Origin of the sequence: Bacteroides sp. CAG:633 (assembly GCF_000435115.1) — a bacterium.
GTDB classification, from domain to species: Bacteria; Bacteroidota; Bacteroidia; order Bacteroidales; family Bacteroidaceae; genus Bacteroides; species Bacteroides ndongoniae.
In genome coordinates this window covers 29,335-30,339 of the sequence record NZ_FR883017.1, presented here as the reverse complement: position 1 = coordinate 30,339, position 1,005 = coordinate 29,335, and the positions used below count along the sequence as shown (strand labels likewise).

Annotated in this window: 1 protein-coding gene; it reads left to right on the top strand. The window is 33.8% G+C overall.

The window, feature by feature from the left end; all coding sequences use genetic code 11:
* The first annotated feature begins 359 nt into the window (after positions 1–359).
* Complete coding sequence (locus QVP67_RS03575; RefSeq protein WP_022162183.1) at positions 360–617, top strand: hypothetical protein; 258 nt, start codon at positions 360–362, stop codon at positions 615–617.
* Positions 618–1,005: the final 388 nt, after the last annotated feature.

The window sequence follows — 1,005 nt, the reverse complement described above, 5'->3', positions numbered from 1 at the left end:
ATAATCCCGCATGTTATTCTTTTGAATTGTTCCTTCCAGATACGCTAACTGTGCAGTTTCAGTGCACTAACTGCTGCACTGTTAGTGCACCAACTGTTGCACTGCGAGTGCACTGACTACTGCACTGTGAGTGCAATAACTGGTGCACTTATTGGGGATAACTGGGAAGTTTTAGAAGGATAGTAGGAAAGTGCATAAAATCCATATATATGTGCGCCAAGATATGATAAGTTTGTCGAATCTTGATGAGAAAGCTGTTTAAACTTAGGGTTATGATAGATGCTTTTTGTTGCACTGTGCTTTTTTATTATATTTGCGGAGTATATAAGCATATTATTAATTAAAAAAAGATTCGATTTATGAAGACTAAATTATTTTTGGCTGCTGCATTGGTGTTTTCGTTAACCATTATATCTTGTGGAAATAAGAAAAATGCTGCAACAGTTTCTGATACAACAGAACAAGTATGCGATTCTGTTTGCTGTAAAACTGCTAATGAGGCTTGTTGTGCAGGTGATAGTGTATGCAGTGGAACTTGCGATAATAAATGTTCGGGCAACTGTGAGAAAGCAGAATGCCCTAAAAAGAATTGTGATAGTAACTGTGCCAACAAATAATTGTAGGTATAGTATATAATATAAGAAGGCGCATCTTTTATATAGATGTGCCTTTTTGTATTATATTACTAGAATTTATTGCCAACAGGTTATAAAATGTCGTTTTTTAATTGAAAAAGTAACTAATTTGTTTGCTCACTACGAAATATTCTATACCTTTGCAACGTTTAAAAAATAGAAGAAGATGATTCAGAACTTTACATATATTCTGCTGTGTGGTATTATTATTCTGCTAGGAAGATGTAGCGGAAGTGAGTGTCGTGCGTGAATATATGTAAGTTGAAGATATATAAAGCCTTTCTCACTTCCTTGTGTGAAAGGCTTTTTTTATGTACATAACTTATAAATACAATAAACAAGATGAGTGACAGATTATTTATTTTCGACA